The organism is Bacillus sp. XF8, from assembly GCF_017498755.1.
Classification (GTDB): domain Bacteria; phylum Bacillota; class Bacilli; order Bacillales; family Bacillaceae_G; genus Bacillus_A; species Bacillus_A bingmayongensis.
The window spans coordinates 1-16,310 of record NZ_JAGDQK010000064.1 but is presented as its reverse complement, the minus strand read 5'-3'; the positions used below and the strand labels follow the sequence as shown (position 1 = coordinate 16,310).

The window sequence follows — 16,310 nt, the reverse complement described above, 5'->3', positions numbered from 1 at the left end:
ATACGTGCAGATTTCTTTGAACTAGATTTCGCTCCATGTCCTACACCTATAAATAAAGAATTTGATAAGATTCGTGAAAAAGTAGTATTAGATCTTACTTTGAAAGTATTACAAACGCAACAAGTGGAAGTTGGTTCTGTTTCAAACCCGTCTTGTTAGAAAAATATGTTCTGCAAAAAAGAGCCCCAGTCAATTGGGGCTCTTTTTAATTTCAAATCAATGTGATAATACATTTTTTTGATTTTACGAATTAATCAACTATCCTCACCTTTTTTACTATATATATTAATTTAATACTTTTTCTAATTCTGATTAAATACCACATCACTTTCTATATCACTTTTTTCAATATTCCATTTATTATATAATGAATTTAATATGTTGTAGCGCAAAAGGAGAATATTCGTATGAAACTTAAGAGGAAACATATATATGTACATATGAAACATTTTAATGTAGCTGGTTTAAGCTTTGCTATTATTCGTAGCGGGGAATTAGAACGTGCAGAAGGTTTTGGCTCACTTGAATCGGAAACAGCTAGGAAAGTTAACGTGAACTCTATTTTTAACGCTTGCTCTATAAGTAAATTCCTCACAGCGATGCTCGTATTGAAATTAGCAGATCAAGGGATACTGGACTTAGATGAAAATGTAAATAATCGTCTTGTATCCTGGAAAATTCCTGAAAACAAATTTACTTATGATAAAAAAGTTACCTTACGAAATCTCTTAAGTCATCAATCAGGAATCATTGATCCATATGAAAGCTTCGATATATATCATCCCATCCAAGGAAAACCTACGATTCTACAAATCCTTGAAGGTAAAACATCCTATTGCTCAGCCCCTATCGAGATTCAATATGAGCCTGAAAGCAACTTTCACTATTCCGATGCTGGATTTTGTATAATAGAACAACTGCTAGAAGACGTTTCTGGAAAACCTTTTAATCTATTGTTACAAGAGTTAATATTTGAACCTTTAAATATGAGTAACAGTACACTAGAATGTCCTAAACAAAATATTACAAATGATCGCTTTGCTTGTGGTCACAATAAGGACGGAAATGTAGTAGATGGGAAGTATCCATTCTATCCATATTCGGCTGCTGCAGGAATTTGGTCAACTCCAACAGATTTAGCCGCTTTAGTAATGGAAATCACCCATTCTTTGCAAGGCAATAGTAAGCTCGGTCTTTCTCCCAAAATAATTAAAGAAATGATTTCTCCTCAAGGTTGTTCACAGTGGACTGGATTAGGTGTATTTCTTGATAACTCAAATCAAGAAATAGAAATTTCTTCACTTGGCTGGGGCGTTGGCTTTCAATGCTTAATGATTTCCTACCCACATAGAGGTACTGGCGCTGTCATTATGACAAACTCAGATTTAGGTGTTCATCAAAATGAAGGAATTATTGGAGAGATTGTTACACTGTTAGAGCTATAGGACAATTCAATAACAATTCCCACCTATTCATAGATGATTATAGAAAAGCTAGCAAAATGCTAGCTTTTCTATAGCTCCAGCTGTTTAGACGGATCGGCATGTAAACTAATATGCAAATGACTATCTAAAAGTTTTTACAGTTGAATAACAAGGGCCGCTATATTAAAAATAAGATAGCATTTCCAAAAGTTAATTATTAAAAGTTCTTCGCAATATTGAAATGATTTCTAACAAAACTGTTATACTAAGCCATAAAAAAATGATTATAAAAAGAGAATTAATAATAATGATTAAATAGTTTTTTGATTCCCTTTTCAACTCTGTATTTAGTGCAAAAATAAAATTGATTTCTACTAAAATTAAGATTAAAAGAAATAATAATTTGAACAGAAGCATAGCCATTACGAAACCTCTTTATATATTTTGTGAATATATTCATTTTGTTATCATAGTAAATATAAAAAGGAATAGATAAGACATATTATTATTTGCCTTATCTATCTCTCTTTCCTCATGTGATGTACAGCATTATAGGTCTTGCTTTTTTATCAAGAAATTTATGAAATATCTTGATTTAAAATAAAAACTAACTGTCTGCTTTCCATTTTTTATTCCAACAGTAACATTTCTTTATGATTTTCTTTTACTTTATATAATATTTTTAGCCACAATTTTCAAATGCTCCGGTGCAATGATTTCCTTTATACTTTCTTGAAGATCTTCGTGAAGCATTTCTTCGAGATGCTCCAATGATACTTCAAGAGGTGTACACTCTAAAGATTCAATGTTTAATAACGAATAATGTTCTTTTTTCTTTATTACTAAATATTGATTCTCTTCCGTTATAAGTAAAGAACCCAAGCGAATTCCAAGTAAACGTCGATCATCAAATTTCATATTATATCCCTCTCTCTATTGATAGGAGTAAAAACATTTTTTTACACAGTTTCATAAATATGTATATATTATAAATCTATCATAATTTATTTCAAAAGAATATAAAATATAGTATTAGTATTCTCTAAAGTTTTTCTATAAAATTTCTATGATACAGACTACTACACATACAATATTCTTGATGTTCCATATATTCCAGTACAAAAAACTTTCTCAACATATAAAGATCACTTTTTAGTTTTCGCATTCATTAGGATGCATTATAATAAAGCTAATAAAAGTTTGGCCTCTCCTAATTCATGTACATATAGTTGATCGGTAGAAATTGCTACCGATCTATTTTTTTATCCTTTTATTAAACATTAAATCTTCTTTTTGAATAATTGAAAATAAAAATTCTGCATCTCGGCCCACACCACAAAGAAGTGCTGATCCCCTTTGATGTTGCCAAGGTAACCCAATATAGTATAACCCTTGCACCCCGCTAACGCCTCTTGTATGAATGGGGAATCCCGCTTGATTAACTGCACCTTCTACTTCAATCCACTGATAATTTGGTATGAACCCAGTAGACCATACTACATTTTGAACATCACATGCGCTATCATCTGAAAAGACTACTTTATTCTGCACTGCATTTACTACCTTTGGTTTTACTGTTATTTCCCCATTACGAATGAGCTCCTTACATTCAAAACCAAATATAGGATCTTTCTGCTCCTGAAACCATCTTCCCCGCCTTGTATTGGTTCCAGCATATAATAGTCCTGTTTTTTCAAGCCAAGCAAAAATACTTTTCCCCATTATTTTTAGTGGTAAAAAGGAAAGAGAGTGACTTACAGCGATCGTAACATCACGAGTGTTCGCAAGTTCTACTGCGATTTGTGTACCAGAGTTCCCCCCTCCCACTACAAAAACTGGTCCCTCTGGAATTTGTTCAAGTGATTGATATTGTGAAGAATGGATTTGGAAAATATCATTTGAAAGGTTTTGAGAAATAGGAGGAATGAAAGGTTGCCCAAAAGCACCTGATGCGATAATAACACGTTTAGATCGTAACACTTCTTTAAGAGTATACACCTCAAACTCATTCCCCGACTTTCTTATTTTGAAAACATTTGTATCTAACCTCACTGGTAAAGAAAAACGCTGTGCATACGCTTCTAAGTAATTCGCAATTTCATCTTTAGTAGGAAATTCATTTTGGTTTCCATCTATCCTCATACCCGGCAATGCACTATAAGCTCTTGGTGTAAACAATTGTAAAGAATCATATCGATTCCTCCATGAATCACCAATTCTCTTTTCTTCATCTAATAGGACAAAGTTATAGTTTCCTTTCTGCAAGTAATAGCCCATAGCTAATCCAGCTTGACCAGCTCCTACTATAATTACATCTAACATTTTTTCATCCTCCTTTTGATTGAATAAAACATATGAATATATGTTCATATGTTCATATGTTCATATGTTCATATGTTTTATTCAATCATATAAATTTTCTTTTTACAAATCAAGGGAAATAATACTTTTTCTACTCAATATGTAAACATAAAAAAGCACCATCTTAGTGATAAGGAAAAATTTCTTATCACTAAGATGGTGCTTTTTCAATTTAAAAGATAAACAGTCTATGCAACAACATCCACAAACTTTATATTTGAATTACTTCTCGCTAGAAAACACTGACACTACTTCTGATCTTCGGTTTGTTTTAATCTTATGATTGTTATCCACTTCTTTTCAACTATGCCATCCAAATTCCTTTCTCAATACTTATAAACTCACTTTACTTTCGGAACCTATGAACTATAAAGATTTTCAGCACTATATTTCCATGCGACCAGTTCGTAATGCCACCGCCCAATCATCTCGTCCGTTCTTCCCTGCACTCTCTGCAGCTTTCTCCCAATTATACGGTACTGAAATTTGTTCGATAATCCACCGTGCTGATTCCTTTTCCAGTACTGCATAATTAGCGAGCGGTGATCCTGATTCCATTTTATGAGAAATCGGCAAGTCATCTTTGTACGCCGGAAGCCCTACACTCCCTGGATTTACAACGATTTTCCCATTTGGTAAATATACAATTCTAGGAATATGAGTATGTCCACATACAATTATTTGTTGTTCTATGTTTTGAAGATGTTTCATAATTTCATCTGTAGTCTTCAATATCCCGCCATCTTCTGTCATTTTTTCTAGCAAATATATTTCATCCGAATCTGGTGTTCCATGACAGAAAAGGATGTCTTCCATAATATATTGAGAAGGATGTTTCTTTAGCCAATTTAAATGCTCATTTGTTAATAACCTTTTCACTTCATTTAGAGTGGATGATGAATCTTGCACAGACTCCCACAACATTCGATCACAGTTACCTATAACATGGTTCATCTCATGCTCCATTAAAATCTTGATTGTTCCTACAGGATCTAAAGGACCGTATACACTATCTCCTAAATTAAAAATCGAATCCACATTACGATGTGAGATATCTTTTAATACCGCTTCTAGCGCAAAACTATTTCCATGAATATCTGAAATAATAGCTATTTTTTGTTTCATAAGAGCATCTGCCATTCCGAAATTCTAATCTTTCAAAACCCTTTAAACATCTATACTTAGACTCTGTTTATTTATAAACATCCGCCCCAAGCTCTTTTAAAAAATCTATATTTATCACTTCAAAATACCCGTTATTCTTTCTTATTACACTTTTATCGCAAAGGGTATTTAATGTACGTAGTAAGTGTCTATAACTTGTCCCTAACAATTCTGATGTCTCGGTTAAATTGCCATTAAATATAATTCTTTGTTCATGTTGAGTAGTACGTTCTCCAGTCGCGAGGATATAACTCGCTAGTCTATTCTCAAGAGGATACAGTAAATTAATCGTGCTGTTTTTAGAAAGTCTATTTAACTTCTGAGATAAAGAACCACAAATATATCGTAAGAAGGTTGCATCCTGAAGCAATTGTTCTCTAACTTTCTCTAATGGTATTCCAATGCAATAAGAATCTACCATCACTTGTACATTTGAAGCTGTTTTTTGGGAGTGGATTAATTCTACATCTCCCAATACTTGCAAGTTATCATAAAAACATAACAATACAGATTTCCCATTACTTAATGTGTTATAAGCTTTCGCTTTTCCTTCGACAAAGAAATAAAGATAGTGTATATCTTCATTCTCTTTACAAATATGTTCATTCTTTTCAAAAAGTAATAATTCCATATATGATTTCATGTCATCGCTAAAAAATGATTCAATTTTATTCTGCTTAACAAACTCATCTAACTTATAAGGATTACATATTTTCTGCATCGATTTCCCACCTTTATATCCCTTTTTCAATTATAAAGAAAATTTATTTCCTTCACTATGACATATGTCATAGTAGCTCATAATTAAATAATGATACATTACATGTAAATTTGTAAGGAGGAAACGTCATTGTATAATTTACTCTCAATTATTATAGGTGCTCTTATCGCCATTATGATTCCTTTAAATGGAATCCTATCTGAAATAACAGGTAACTACATGTCTAGTGTGATGATCCATATCGTTGGGTTAATTGCCATTGTCATTGTTTTACTCATTAGCAAATCCAAAATTCGCATACAAAAAGGGATACCGCTTTATCTTTATAGCGCAGGAGCTATTGGTGTATTTACTGTATTGTTTAGTAATATAAGCTTTTCAGCACTTGGTGTCTCTATTACCATCGCTTTAGGTCTACTTGGGCAATCTGTTTCATCTATTATTATCGATCATTTCGGCTTATTAGGTATGAAGGTCATGAAATTTGAAAAGAAAAAAATGTTTGGATTACTACTGATTTCTTCGGGAATTGTTGTAATGACTATTTTTTAATGGAGGATGGAACTATGTTATATATTTGTATTGCCATTTTAGCCGGAATTTCTATTGTAGTTGCAAGAATTATCAACGCTAACTTAGCAGCAAAGATTGGAATTTTCCAGGGGACATTTTTTAACTATATTACAGGACTGTTTTTTTCTTTTCTATTTTTAATCTTTAGCAATGAATCTCTTCACGTATCAACTGCAACATTGCAATCTATACCATTTGTAGTGTATTTAGGTGGCTTAGTTGGTGTTATTGTAATTGTATTATCAAACTATATTACTCCCAAAATATCATCTTTCTATTTAACGTTATTGATTTTTGTAGGGCAATTATTTATGGGGGTTTTGATTGATTTTTTCAATTCAGGCGATGTGTCTATTGGTAAAATGATTGGTGGGTTTTTAGTATTACTTGGTCTTACTTATAATTTAATAATAGATAAAACATATGAACCTATAAAAAACAATCAGGTTCAATCATGAAAAGGCGATTAAACATATCCTGTAAGAAAAAATGAAATATAATTTCATGTATAAAAATTACACATGAAAAAGAGCTATTTTTTCCAATAAAAAAACGAGAAGTGATCGATTTCTCGTTTTTTATCATTTCATCAAACGGAATTCTATATTTCAAAACTCTCTACACCTATATTTTACGTTCTTTCTACTCTAGGTTTTGGATATAATTAAAACGCTACAAAAAACGGTTGCTCTTTTTCATCTAAACTTTTTACGATTCTCTCTTTAAAATTTGACCATGTAACCATCTGTAATGCCTCTTCAACCTTAAAGAATCCAACTTCTAAACTCTCATTACTTGTTTCTAACTTACCACCTATAGGTTTTGCTAGCCAACAAGTCGCACAAACACCTGAACTTAGATTTTAATATATACCGCAGAACCTCGTCACATGAATATCAATTCCTGTTTCTTCTTTCACTTCCCTAATAGCAGCGTCTTGAATGGATTCCCCTTCTTCAACTTGCCCTCCTGGTTGCTCCCAACCCCTACGCGGGCCACGAATTAACAGGATCTTTCCTTCATCGTTTACAACAACTACCCCCGCTGAAACATAATGCTTTGGATTACTCATATGAACACCTTCTCTTCATTCATTCGTACTTGCCAGAGTATCAAATCGTAAATTTACTGTAGGGTTCGAGTGTATGAGAAAAGATGAATCAAAACACTCTATTCTTCTGTTCAATACCTTTCATCAAAAAATAAATACCCTTTAACTAAAATAATAGCTAAAGGGATATAACAGTACGACTTTATTCAAACGTCACAATCGTAAATAGAAGAACAATTAGCTTATCAATGCAACTGACTTCGAGATACAAGAAGTAAACTGATACATAAATTCATCGATTTCTTCTTTTGAAATAATATAAGGCGGGAGTAAACGAATAACATTCCCTTGCGTAACATCAACTAACATTCCTTTATCTAATAATTCTAATTGCAGTTTTTTTACGTATTCATTCGTATCATGAATACTAATTCCAAACATCATCCCACAATGACGTACTTCTTTTATGAGATAAGGGTTTTCCTTCTGAATTTCTTGAAGTTTAGTATTTAAATATAGTGACATTTCATAAGACTTTTCCATTAAACCATCGTCAATTAATGTTTTTAATACAGCTAAACCTAAAGCTGTACCAATCGGTGAATGTGCAAATGTTGTTCCATGATCACCTGGTGAGAATATATCATAAAGTCGTGAACCTACTATTATCCCTCCTAACGGTGTACCACCTCCCGCTCCTTTACCAAATTGAATTATATCAGGTGTAATATCAAAATGCTGATAAGCAAACAATTTTCCAGTTCTCCCTATCCCACTTTGTACTTCGTCAACAATAAATAACATATTATACTGTCTACAAAGCTCTTCAACACCTTTTAAATACTCACCCGACAAAGGGTATATCCCACCGCTTCCTAATACTGGCTCTAGCATAATAGCAATTGGATTTTCCTTGCGTATCGTTCTTTCTAATTCCTCTAAATTTTCTCGTTCCACTTCATATACAGGAATAGACGTGCGTGGAAAATTTTGATATATACTTTCTTGTCTTGTAAAGTGAAGAGCACCTAATGTACGTCCGTGAAAGCTTTCTTTAAGTACAATCACACCATCACGTTCTTGGTTTGTTATCTGTCTGTACTTGTGGATCAATTTTAAGGTTGCCTCAGTAGCCTCCGCACCAGAGGTTGTATAATAGACTTTCCCATCCTTTAAAGAATGTTCCACTAATTTTTGTGCGTATTCAATAGCTGCTGGGTTTAAGAAATGAAAGGGAAGATGTAAACATCTCGTACTTTGTTCAAAGGTAGCTTTTATAAGATTAGGATGATTGTAACCTAATATATTCACTCCTACACCAGAAAATAAATCCAGATATTCTTTACCATTCACATCATAAAGCTTACAACCTTCTCCCTTTTCTATAGCAACCGGCATGCGTTGATACGCAGACATTACATATTCTTTATCTAATTGAAACCAATCGGTCATGCATAATTCCCCCTAGGTGTAATCATAGTATTTTTACATTTTCCAACACAAAATTTCGGTACAATTTCTAAATTAACTACACCGTCATCCGATTTACGTGTTAGAAAAAATATATGAGCATAGAATTTTTATTTATTATCCTTTTCAATAATCTTATATATTTAGCGAATGATAGAAAAAACGAGATACTTTTTTGTTCATACAACTATCAGAAACTTTTTGTATCCACATGGACCTACATAAACTGAGTAACTAAAAATAATAATTTTATCGTAATTTTCAGTTTATAAATCGCGTTTAAACAGTATTAACGCTATTAAAAACCTTCGCTCCTTCTAACCTGTAAGGAGGTTTCAATAATCATATCCAGCAGTTTATTATAAGAGATTCCCGCCGCATGGGCGCTTTTAGGCAGCAAGCTATTTTTTGTCATCCCCGGCAATGTATTCACTTCCATCACATACGGGATTCCATCTTTTATAATCATATCCACTCTAGCATATACACTGCATTTTAATGCTCTATAGCAAGTCATTGCAGCTTCAGTTACACGTTCATGTGTTGTAACTGGAAGTTCTACAACCTCTTCAATCGTAGCAACATCATCGTATTTCGCATGATAATCAAAAATTTCAGCCGTATGTTGAATCGAAATGATTGGTAAAAGCTCTCCATCCAAAATAGAACATGTAATTTCTTCGCCCTTTATATATTTTTCAATCACTACTTCAGCATCCCATTTGAATACATCTTCAAGAGAAGAAAGTAAAGACTCCTTATCATATACAATCTTTACCCCTACACTCGAACCACCTGAATTTGGTTTTACCACTAACGGATACCCCATTTTATCTATTTCCTCAAACTGAAGCTCTTCCCTATTTGAAAGATGAATCCAATCTGGTGTTTGAATACCCTCATAACGAATCATTTTTTTTGAAATATTTTTATCCATACAAATACCGCTTGATAGCATGCCACTTCCGGTATATGGAACACCTAGCGTTTCCAGTGTACCCTGAATCGTACCGTCCTCCCCATATTCTCCATGAAGTGCTAACAATGCAATATCAACATTACTTCCCTTTTCAACAAGCTCTTTTTTATTATTTAATGTAATAGGCACTATTTCATACTTACTCTTATCCAAATGCGCAATCATTTCTTCCCCCGTCATGAGGGACACTTGTTTTTCAGAGGACACGCCTCCCATAATAACGCCAACTTTCATTTTTCCAACTCCTCATATTCATTTTTCAACGTATCACCGATTATCTTAATTCCATTGAGAATATCTTCTTCTTTTAATCGAGAGAATCCTAACCGAAACGTATTACTTCCCTTTTCATCTGTGTAAAAGACATCTCCAGGAGAAAAAACAACTCCTTTTTCATAACATTTTTTCAAAAGTGTACGTGCATGTATTCCTTCTTCTAACTCTATAAAAAGATGAAGTCCTCCATCTCCAGTCATTCTTTTAAATGGAATATATTGATTACAAGAACGAAGTGCTAGTTCATATTTTTTCTTATAAATAGACTTAGCCTTTTTCAAATATTTTTCAAAATAACCATCTTGTAAATATTGATACAATACAGCCTGATCCAATGTGGACGTATGAATATTACGTGCCCTTTTCATACTTTCCAAGTAGTGGATTAATTTCTTATCCGCTAAAATCCAACCGACACGTAAGCCCGGGAAAAGAACTTTTGAAAAACTGCTAATATAAATAACATTGTTCCCGGGTCCAGAAAAGGTCAATAACGGCGCTAAATGTGAACCTGAATAACGCAACTCCTCATTAAAGCCATCTTCTACAATTGGAATTTTATATTTTGAAAAAAGCTTCATCATTTCAGATCTTTTTTCGGAGGAGGTGACAATCCCAGTAGGATTATGGTAGGAGGGAATTAGATAGGCAAAATCAAAATCTGTTTCAGATAAACTTTTCTCAACTTTCCCAATATCAATCCCATCATCCTTCATCTCTATCCCATGGATTTCATATCCATGTAATCGAAACAGCTTTAATGCTGTATGATGGGTAGGATTTTCACAAATAATACGCCCTGATTTTTTAGCTAGGGAAGACAATAAAATATCAAGCCCCTCAGTGAAGCCGTTCGTGATGAGAATATCTTTATTGGAAATGTCTACTCCTTTCATTTCCATGTAATGAAGAAGATAATGAATTAAAGGTCTATAACCTTTGGCATATCCGTAGTTCAAAATGATATCTCCTTCATTGGATAACCTCGTCAAAAAAGCTCGTTTAAAATTTTCGACATCAAAAAGCTTTTCATCTGGGGCAATGCTATTGAATGAAATCATACCTTTTTCCCAGCGAACACCGTGCTTCATTAAATCCAATTCATCAGCTTGAAAAGTCACTTCATTAAGCTTTTCTTCCCAATTTAGTTCAATAGACGGCGTTTTAGATGCATCGACTTTCCCGACAAAATTCCCTTTTCCCTTTACCGCATAAATTAGGCCTTCTTGCTCTAAATCTGCGTAAGTGGTAAGGATAGTCGTTCTACTAACCGATAATAATTTGCTTAATTCTCGGGTAGATGGGAGCTTCTGATGCTCCAATAGTTGGCCTTTCATAATCATTTTTTTCAAATGATCTTTTAATTGGATATAAACTGGACGATTATCTACAAACTTAAAATCATTAAACACTGCCTTGCCCCCTTACTATCATTTTCACATAATTCCATCTATCTCAAAAGGTCCACCACATATGTATTTTCTTTAACTAGTGGTATGGTTTCAAACACCATTCATACAGCTTTTTTACAAACATCATGACTTTATTCTACATCTACACTTATTTTTATTAACTTACAATCTTTCAAAATTTAAAGTTATAAATATAATTGGTTCTGTAATTCATTATTGCATAATGCAAAACAAATTATTTATAAATGCAAGGGAGAGATCTTTTTCTCTTCTTCCTCTCAAATCAAAACAACATCTTTTATTTGTTGGCGTAAGAACCGGAGAAGACTTTCGTTTTCTACCTTCAGATGTCCATATTAAAGGCATTGACCTCTCACAAGATATGTTAAACAAAAACACATGGAAAACCTATTACACTTCTACCAGTGAATGCAGAGCAATCACAATTTCCTGCTGAACCTTTTGATGTAGTATCTTTGAATCTCATTTTAAGAGTCTTTGAACATCCTAAGCAAGCCTAAGTTGAAGCTATTCGAGTAACTAAACGAACAGGGTTGCCTGAGAAACATCTTTGGGCGTAAAAGAAATATACGATTTCATACAGGAAATAAGGACAATTATTAGAAAACATACTTTATAAAACAAATATGTATTTATACTTACATAAAACTTTCAAAAGGGAAAATGGAATCTTTGAGGAGTAATAAAGTATCTTCTTTGTTTACTACATAAAATAATATGTTATGTTAACCTGACGTGAATACGATATACAAGTCGTTTAAAATAGGCTTTTTAATGAGTAATCGCGAACTATTAATAATGAAAAGTTTATCTTAAGGAGGATTCATAAATGAAAAATGTAATGACAAGTGATGGTGTTACTTTACATATAAGTAAAAGCGGACAAGGAATACCTTGCATTTTCTTACATGGGGGACCAGGTTATTGGAGTTATCCTTTTGAACAAACAGGTGGTCCTCTTTTAGAAAACTTTATGGAAATGCATTATCTTGATCAACGAGGTTGTGGTCGCTCTTCACTTGCTCCAGAGGGAGACTACTCACTAAGAAGGTTACTTTTAGATCTTGAGGAGATAAGACAAGAATTAAATATAGATAAATGGATTGTAATGGGTCACTCATTTGGTGGTATTTTAGCTAGTAACTACACTAAGCAATACCCTAACAGTGTCTTAAGTTTAATCTTGATTAACTGTACACTAAACAAACGGGAGTCAAACCTGCATCAAATGAACATAGGACGAAAATGGTTAGGGAAAGAAACTGTTTTGGATACTTATGAGTCTATTGAGTCTTTCTATCAAGATTTCTTTGTAATGGCTGAAAAGTTGCTAGAAATGGGGAAATATTACGATTTACAGTTCATAGATAGAAAAAGGCATAAAATCTTCGAAGACTTAGATAAAGAACTGAAACATCGCCCTGATTTTCGTAACTATGTACACTCATCCCCTGAATTCTTTAAAGATTATACTCAAATCACAAGTGAAATTTCTGTACCTACCCTTGTAATAAGTGGAACATATGATGATGCTATCGGACCAGATCATTATAAGAAATTTAAGTTCCCTAATATGTCCATTGCTATCTTAGAAGCTAAACACCATCCTTACTTAGAAAATCAAGGAGAATTTAAGAATGTAATTCGCGATTTTGTACTGAATATGTCTCTTCAAAAAACAATTGAAAGTTAGTAAAAAGTGCTTTCATGTACAGAAAGCACTTTGAGTCTACAACTATTTTTTAATAGTTTAATACTTTGTTGTACGGTAATACAAGAGCTTGAATAAAAAGAATTTAATTTTGAGTCGAACCCTCAATTTTCTCATCATCTACTTCATATTTTACTAAGCAATCATTTTCCATGACTATTTCTTTGTCAACTAAGTTACCTGTGACACGATCAACTATTTTTTTATAAACTTTATTTTGTCTGTATACTTGACCATCTACTTTTTTTACAAAACGATGATCTTCTTCAACGATAGAATACTTATATGGAGGATACTGGGATGCCCTAATTTCTCCGTAGATGTATTCTTCGTCAAGATGTAGATTGACTTGATAGGAAATATTTGAATTATTTCTCAATTTGAGATCAATAATACCATTCATCAAAGTGGCGCCTGTTCCAAATGGAATCACACGTCCATAGTCAGGGAATGGATCGAAACTATGACGATATCTTTCCACTGTTTCCAACTCTGAATGAAGAAACATCCAGTAGAGAAGATTCCCTAACTGACAGAGACCACCGCCTATTCCCTTTATCGCTTCGCCATTCATTAGAATAATTCCTTCTTTATATCCAGCCTTTTCACTGGAATTACCAACAAGATGCCAAAATGAAAATGTTTCTCCCGGTTTAATTACAACCTGGTTTATTTTGCTGATGGCTAGCTTTAGATTGGTGATTTTGTTATATTGCAGCTGTATATCCGTATCACCTAACTTTCTAATAAGCAAAGATTTATGTTTATAAATCCTGTAAGGTAATGGATTTTGCTCAAATGTTTTTGGAAATTTATGACCTTCAAGACGGTCACTTATTTTTTTAAACAGCCTACGTTGACTGAGTCTAATAGGAATTAAAAGAGGAAACCTCTGTGTCAATAATTTTCTTGCCATTGAGATTGAGCTCCTTTATATATTATTCATCTATATATTGATTCAAATTTAAACCTTATTCATCATCACTAAGCAAATTGATATGTATTTATTACTTACCTTATAGTACATATAAAAGGGGGGTACTAACTCTAAATAGTTGTATGCTTAAAACTTATATAGGAGTCTCGTCTTTATGTACGTAAGATATATTATCTTTTAATCATGTACTTGCATAGAAAGGTAATATATCCCCTTATTGGTTTTAAAGACATAATCTTCATAACTACAAGCGTAATAATCGCCTATATCTAATTCAACCCAATAAACGGCTTCGATTCCCTGTTCAAATGTATGCAAAAGCCGTTCTACTATAAATTCTTTCGGTGTTAATCCTTTTAAATCATATCCGCTTGGTATTGTTCCAAACCAATACTCTTCACTTCCGGGGAATTCACAAGAAAGAAAATCCTGCTCCCATTCTTTCAACTGTATAGGTTTTATTGTGTCATTACTAGTAGTCTTTAAATCTTTTTTTATAAGTTCACATATATCTTCTTGTGTGTTTTCTGATAAAAGATATAGTCTATAAACATTACCAACGCCATCATATTCATTAACCTTTGCAAAATCACTTAGAATTCTATTTATCATTTCCATATTTAAATCTCCTTAATTTAAAGTATGACTTATTTATAGATAGAGAAATTTTATTGTATGCTAACATTTGATAGTTTTGTAAACAGACTATCCATACTCTCTGTGTCCTTTTTAAAAATTTTAAGTATGCGTGCCATAACATAATAATTTTCCCCACCACGTTCAGCTACAATAGCGTTCATTTCATTTTCTTTTACAACTTCATTTTCTAATACAGAGTAGGCTTGTTTGTAATCACCTTTCTCTTCACAATTTACAAGCAGCTCTAAAGCATGCTCCATTTTAGGATTTTTATTACCGTACTTCTTAGGTCTTCCCTTATATACGCTGCATTGTTTAGCAAGGTCTATTCCTTCTCGTTATGCATTTGTTGATTCCCCTTAGATGAAATTTAATGCTAATAAATATCTTCTATATTTTTACATTATAAACAACTTCTGATATTCACTCAAATGTCTATTTTATTCAATAAAAAAAGAGCACCCGTTTCCGCGAGCGCCCTTCGAGGGATTGCGAGAATCCTCATTAACAAAAGATAGAGCAGCTAAAGTTAATGAGGTACAAGCAGTATATGCTTGTCCACTTTAATATGTGAAAAAGAGCACCCAATTCAGTGGATGCTCTCGACGTGATAAATAGAGTGATTACTGAATAGAATAAGCGGTTAGCTTGTCCTATACTTCAATTTATGCTCTTCCTTATCAATAAGTGCAACATAAAAGAGTACTCGCCATTAGGTACTCTCAAAAATAAGTATGGTGCTCCAAGTTTCACCTCATATGATAACTTGTCCCACGGATTTATCATATGCTTGTCTCATTCGAATGTTCACTAGTTTATTGTGTAATTTCTATATAACAAAGAAAAAAGTACCCGTTTTGGATGCTTTACTGTGATTATCCTAAAAAAATACTCTTTGATACTGTTATAGCAAGAGCTTTCATTACCTAAAACGGAATGCTTCTGCCCTTTTCTGCAATGTTTTCTTCACACTATTCCAAACGGTATTATTTTTTATTTTAACGCCTTCACAAGAGTTGGACGCTTGTTTATAAGCGCCACTCCCTCACGTTGATACATTTCATTCGATAGATTGATAAGCATCTCGAATGTCATTCTTCGGTTTCCTAAGCCCATTACTATTCCTCGCTTTCTATTAAAAGGATTATTTTGTTAAAGAATATTCATATTTTGAAGTAGAGACTACTTTTTTATAGCCTTACGTAAGTTAACAACATTGTTTGGATTTAATTCCCATTGCAGGCTTTACATTCTCTCTTTTTCATCGTTATCCCTCACTTCCGATTCAACTAACCATTTTGTTCAAATTTTAGATAGATGTTAATATTCTTCATAAAGGAGGTCTATTGATGAAAAATTTATGGATAAAGATTTCTTTGATTATTTTCATAGCAATTTTCCTTTTAATAATTTTATATTTTGTTGGTATGTCACTTTTTTGGAATCAGCCATAAATCAAGCACAACAGTTAGCTTTTGGCTGTTCTTTTTCTGCAGTTGCGATAGGTAAGACTTTGAAGTTATCTCCATCTTTTCCCCCGCTTAACACTGTACGTGCGACTTTCACCGCAT

At 33.0% G+C, this 16,310-nt stretch carries 13 protein-coding genes and 4 pseudogenes; 5 read left to right on the top strand and 12 right to left on the bottom strand.

Translation table 11 applies throughout. The annotated features are described in order from the left end of the window. Both J4P91_RS27285 and J4P91_RS27280 read left to right on the top strand, forming a co-directional pair. Positions 1-159 (top strand): annotated as a pseudogene (locus tag J4P91_RS27285) (CsxC family protein); the annotation flags it as partial. 248 nt (positions 160-407) lie between these two features. Continuing rightward, positions 408-1,445, top strand: a complete 1,038-nt coding sequence (locus tag J4P91_RS27280) for a serine hydrolase domain-containing protein (RefSeq protein ID WP_207996586.1) — start codon at positions 408-410, stop codon at positions 1,443-1,445. A 648-nt stretch (positions 1,446-2,093) separates the two neighbouring features. Here the strand turns inward: J4P91_RS27280 and J4P91_RS27275 are convergent. From J4P91_RS27275 to J4P91_RS27260, 4 genes are all read right to left on the bottom strand, one after another. Next, positions 2,094-2,342, bottom strand: a complete 249-nt coding sequence (locus J4P91_RS27275) for a hypothetical protein (protein WP_207996585.1) — start codon at positions 2,340-2,342, stop codon at positions 2,094-2,096. Positions 2,343-2,678: 336 nt separating this feature from the next. Beyond that, positions 2,679-3,746: a flavin-containing monooxygenase gene (locus J4P91_RS27270; protein WP_207996584.1), complete on the bottom strand. Its 1,068-nt coding sequence runs from the start codon at positions 3,744-3,746 to the stop codon at positions 2,679-2,681. A 423-nt stretch (positions 3,747-4,169) separates the two neighbouring features. After that, on the bottom strand, positions 4,170-4,910 hold the full coding sequence (locus J4P91_RS27265; RefSeq protein WP_207996583.1) for a metallophosphoesterase family protein: 741 nt from the start codon (positions 4,908-4,910) through the stop codon (positions 4,170-4,172). A gap of 67 nt (positions 4,911-4,977) precedes the next feature. Further along, positions 4,978-5,670 carry a cyclic nucleotide-binding domain-containing protein gene (locus tag J4P91_RS27260; RefSeq protein WP_207996582.1) on the bottom strand — a complete coding sequence of 231 codons (693 nt, stop codon included), beginning with the start codon at positions 5,668-5,670 and terminating at the stop codon, positions 4,978-4,980. 129 nt (positions 5,671-5,799) lie between these two features. On the opposite strand from J4P91_RS27260, the gene J4P91_RS27255 reads away from it, so the two are divergent. Continuing rightward, a complete protein-coding gene (locus J4P91_RS27255; protein WP_207996581.1) occupies positions 5,800-6,222 on the top strand; it encodes a DMT family transporter in 423 nt (140 codons plus the stop codon). 14 nt (positions 6,223-6,236) lie between these two features. Then, positions 6,237-6,701, top strand: a complete 465-nt coding sequence (locus tag J4P91_RS27250; protein WP_207996580.1) for a DMT family transporter — start codon at positions 6,237-6,239, stop codon at positions 6,699-6,701. Positions 6,702-6,907: 206 nt separating this feature from the next. On the opposite strand, the pseudogene J4P91_RS29525 reads toward J4P91_RS27250, so the two are convergent. The 4 genes and pseudogenes from J4P91_RS29525 to pdxR all read right to left on the bottom strand — a co-directional run bounded on the left by J4P91_RS29525 (position 6,908) and on the right by pdxR (position 11,431). Beyond that, a pseudogene (locus J4P91_RS29525) lies at positions 6,908-7,315 on the bottom strand (NUDIX hydrolase). 216 nt (positions 7,316-7,531) lie between these two features. After that, on the bottom strand, positions 7,532-8,746 hold the full coding sequence (locus J4P91_RS27240; protein WP_207996579.1) for an aspartate aminotransferase family protein: 1,215 nt from the start codon (positions 8,744-8,746) through the stop codon (positions 7,532-7,534). 316 nt (positions 8,747-9,062) lie between these two features. Next, positions 9,063-9,977, bottom strand: coding sequence for a D-alanine--D-alanine ligase (locus J4P91_RS27235; RefSeq protein WP_017151650.1), 915 nt, complete (start codon positions 9,975-9,977; stop codon positions 9,063-9,065). Further along, positions 9,974-11,431, bottom strand: a complete 1,458-nt coding sequence (gene pdxR / locus J4P91_RS27230; RefSeq protein WP_017151649.1) for a MocR-like pyridoxine biosynthesis transcription factor PdxR — start codon at positions 11,429-11,431, stop codon at positions 9,974-9,976. The genes J4P91_RS27235 and pdxR overlap by 4 nt, the downstream gene beginning before the upstream one ends. An 850-nt stretch (positions 11,432-12,281) precedes the next feature. Between pdxR and J4P91_RS27225 the strand changes: the two genes are divergently transcribed. Continuing rightward, a complete protein-coding gene (locus J4P91_RS27225; protein WP_017151648.1) occupies positions 12,282-13,145 on the top strand; it encodes an alpha/beta fold hydrolase in 864 nt (287 codons plus the stop codon). A 103-nt stretch (positions 13,146-13,248) separates the two neighbouring features. Here the strand turns inward: J4P91_RS27225 and J4P91_RS27220 are convergent, their stop codons facing one another. The 4 genes and pseudogenes from J4P91_RS27220 to J4P91_RS27205 form a co-directional block, all read right to left on the bottom strand. Next, complete coding sequence (locus tag J4P91_RS27220) at positions 13,249-14,079, bottom strand: VanW family protein (protein ID WP_207996578.1); 831 nt, start codon at positions 14,077-14,079, stop codon at positions 13,249-13,251. Positions 14,080-14,277: 198 nt separating this feature from the next. Further along, positions 14,278-14,718 carry a C-type lectin-like domain-containing protein gene (locus J4P91_RS27215; RefSeq protein WP_017151645.1) on the bottom strand — a complete coding sequence of 147 codons (441 nt, stop codon included), beginning with the start codon at positions 14,716-14,718 and terminating at the stop codon, positions 14,278-14,280. A gap of 50 nt (positions 14,719-14,768) precedes the next feature. After that, positions 14,769-15,077: pseudogene (locus tag J4P91_RS29245) on the bottom strand (hypothetical protein); the annotation flags it as partial. Between the two features lie 658 nt (positions 15,078-15,735). After that, positions 15,736-15,855 (bottom strand): annotated as a pseudogene (locus J4P91_RS27205) (Holliday junction resolvase RecU); the annotation flags it as partial. Between the last annotated feature and the right edge of the window lie 455 nt (positions 15,856-16,310).

What these genes read in the sequence shown, in the direction of transcription:
- J4P91_RS27280 (WP_207996586.1), top strand. Translation starts at nt 408, where the DNA reads ATGAAACTTAAGAGGAAACATATATATGTACATATGAAACATTTTAAT.
- J4P91_RS27275 (WP_207996585.1), bottom strand. Translation starts at nt 2,342, where the DNA reads ATGAAATTTGATGATCGACGTTTACTTGGAATTCGCTTGGGTTCTTTA.
- J4P91_RS27270 (WP_207996584.1), bottom strand. Translation starts at nt 3,746, where the DNA reads ATGTTAGATGTAATTATAGTAGGAGCTGGTCAAGCTGGATTAGCTATG.
- J4P91_RS27265 (WP_207996583.1), bottom strand. Translation starts at nt 4,910, where the DNA reads ATGAAACAAAAAATAGCTATTATTTCAGATATTCATGGAAATAGTTTT.
- J4P91_RS27260 (WP_207996582.1), bottom strand. Translation starts at nt 5,670, where the DNA reads ATGCAGAAAATATGTAATCCTTATAAGTTAGATGAGTTTGTTAAGCAG.
- J4P91_RS27250 (WP_207996580.1), top strand. Translation starts at nt 6,237, where the DNA reads ATGTTATATATTTGTATTGCCATTTTAGCCGGAATTTCTATTGTAGTT.
- J4P91_RS27240 (WP_207996579.1), bottom strand. Translation starts at nt 8,746, where the DNA reads ATGACCGATTGGTTTCAATTAGATAAAGAATATGTAATGTCTGCGTAT.
- J4P91_RS27235 (WP_017151650.1), bottom strand. Translation starts at nt 9,977, where the DNA reads ATGAAAGTTGGCGTTATTATGGGAGGCGTGTCCTCTGAAAAACAAGTG.
- J4P91_RS27225 (WP_017151648.1), top strand. Translation starts at nt 12,282, where the DNA reads ATGAAAAATGTAATGACAAGTGATGGTGTTACTTTACATATAAGTAAA.
- J4P91_RS27220 (WP_207996578.1), bottom strand. Translation starts at nt 14,079, where the DNA reads ATGGCAAGAAAATTATTGACACAGAGGTTTCCTCTTTTAATTCCTATT.
- J4P91_RS27215 (WP_017151645.1), bottom strand. Translation starts at nt 14,718, where the DNA reads ATGGAAATGATAAATAGAATTCTAAGTGATTTTGCAAAGGTTAATGAA.